The organism is Pseudomonas borbori, from assembly GCF_900115555.1.
Taxonomy (GTDB): Bacteria; Pseudomonadota; Gammaproteobacteria; order Pseudomonadales; family Pseudomonadaceae; genus Aquipseudomonas; species Aquipseudomonas borbori.
Window position 1 is genome coordinate 1 of sequence record NZ_FOWX01000088.1, and the last position, 2,014, is coordinate 2,014.

Below are 2,014 nucleotides of genomic sequence, written 5' to 3' on the forward strand. Positions count from 1 at the left end.
ACACAAAAAAGCCCGATTCTTGAGAAACCGGGCTAAGTCGTTGAAAAATATGGTCGGGACGGAGTGATTCGAACACTCGACCCCTAGCACCCCATCTAGTTTTTCATTAACATCAGTAGAACGAGAAACACCCAAAAATAACTCCACACGCTAGTATTTACGGGGCCTTAACCCCTCCTCTACGTCCAGCAGCGGCCAACAAAATCCATCGGTAGCTGGCGTTTTTGTGGGGGTAAATGTGGGGGTATTTTTTCGGGGGAAATCTCATGATCAAACTCACTGTCAAAGAACTGGAATCATTAGGCGCGAACGACGCAGGTCGAACCCTCAGAGAAGACGGTGGCCTCTCTGGCAAGGTGCACCTGAAGAAAAAAGGCATCACCGTCGCGTTCTATTACCAGTTCAGGTGGGGAGGAAAATTCACCGATATTTCGTGCGGGACATGGCCAGGCACATCGCTGCCGGAAATACGCAAAACACGGAACATCGCTCGCGACTTAGTGGCTACCGGCGTGAACCCCAATGACCACAAACGAGCCGAAAAAGCCCGAGTTCACGCTGAGGTCAAAGCTCAACTTATCGCCGCCGAAACTCTAAAAACGAAGGAACTGACCTTAGGTGACTTGGCGGAAGAATGGCTGCTGAATGGCGTGGCAAGAAAAGACGGTAACGCTGAACTGCGTCGTTGCTTCACCAAGGACCTATTCCCGCAGCTAAAAAGCAAGACACTGTCTTCCGTCAATGAGCACGATCTACGGAGCGTGTTGCGAACCGTCTTTGATCGTGGAGCCAATCGACAGGCCATTGGCTTGTTTGCTGAAATTACTCAGATGTTCGCATGGGCAGAAAAGCGTCAGCCCTGGCGTTCCCTGCTGATTGAAGGCAACCCCACCAACCTGATTGAGATCAATAAGCTGATCCCTGCCGACTACGAAGAGGAAAGGAACCGCATCCTTTCTCCCAACGAAATACTGGAGTTGCATAACCGCTTCCAGCAAATGACACTTGACTATAACGCCCTCCCCGCCGGTCAAAAATATGACGGCATCCGCCCCTTGAAAAAAGAAACTCAACTCGCGCTCTGGATCAGCTTGGGGACCCTGTGCCGTATTGGGGAGTTGCTTCAGGCCGAATGGAAGAACGTCGATTTGGAGAACCAAACCTGGTTCATCCCTAGCGGAAACGTCAAAGGCACCTGGCGCAAGAAACAAGACCATCATGTTTTCCTGTCACCCTTCGCTCTGCATTTCTTTCAAGAGCTCAAGACCCTGACTGGGCATTCTCAATGGTGCTTTCCAAACAAACAAAACGATGGGCATGTTGACAGCAAGGTGGTGAGTAAACAGGTGGGTGATCGTCAGTCCCGATTCAAAAACCGTAAGGCCCTTTCGAGAAGACGTCACGACGACACCCTGGTTCTCACAAACGGCCAGAACGGAGACTGGACACCCCATGACCTAAGACGTACCGGCGCCACGATGATGCAAGCCTTAGGTGTCAGCCTGGATGTTATCGATCGCTGCCAAAATCATGTGCTAGCTGGCTCCCGGGTTAGACGCCACTATCTGCATCACAATTATGCCAAGGAAAAGAAGCACGCTTGGAATTTGTTGGGTGATCGATTGAGTGAAATCTTGTCAGCGAATCACGAGTATCACCCAGTTGAAGCGCCGCCTTCTGTAGTGGTCAACTAGTCCCGGATACGACGTTAGGTTTTTCTTCAGCTAGCGCTGGTGTCAGCCCAGCGCTGAAATGATGGCGCCGCATCCAGTTGTATCGATGCATCAAATAATGGCTGATATTCCGATGTGCCGATCGCGGTAGAAATGGCGGCAGTTACCTGCCCCCCTCGCCGCACAGATCCGTACGTATGGAACTACCGGATATAGCTCCGACCTCAGGTGCGTGACGCAAAGCGCTCCTCAGCGCTATCCCCGCACGCAGGCGTGTCGATGACCGTAAGCGTCCGGCCAACACACCTACCTGACAGCGTCGTCTAAGGCGATGGTGTCCA

The 2,014-nt window shown here is 52.0% G+C and carries 1 protein-coding gene, 1 tRNA gene and 1 pseudogene; 1 reads left to right on the plus strand and 2 read right to left on the minus strand.

What is annotated here, in order from left to right; translation table 11 throughout:
• Positions 1 to 50 precede the first annotated feature (50 nt).
• Positions 51 to 189, minus strand: a tRNA-Ser gene (locus BM315_RS24805).
• A 77-nt stretch (positions 190 to 266) separates the two neighbouring features.
• On the opposite strand from BM315_RS24805, the gene BM315_RS24080 reads away from it, so the two are divergent.
• Positions 267 to 1,694, plus strand: coding sequence for a tyrosine-type recombinase/integrase (locus tag BM315_RS24080; protein ID WP_090506218.1), 1,428 nt, complete (start codon positions 267 to 269; stop codon positions 1,692 to 1,694).
• On the opposite strand, the pseudogene BM315_RS25215 reads toward BM315_RS24080, so the two are convergent.
• Positions 1,687 to 1,818 (minus strand): annotated as a pseudogene (locus BM315_RS25215) (IS3 family transposase); the annotation flags it as partial. The gene BM315_RS24080 and the pseudogene BM315_RS25215 overlap by 8 nt on opposite strands.
• Positions 1,819 to 2,014: the final 196 nt, after the last annotated feature.

Coding starts and splice junctions, on each gene's coding strand:
- BM315_RS24080 (WP_090506218.1), top strand. CDS start 267: ATGATCAAACTCACTGTCAAAGAACTGGAATCATTAGGCGCGAACGAC.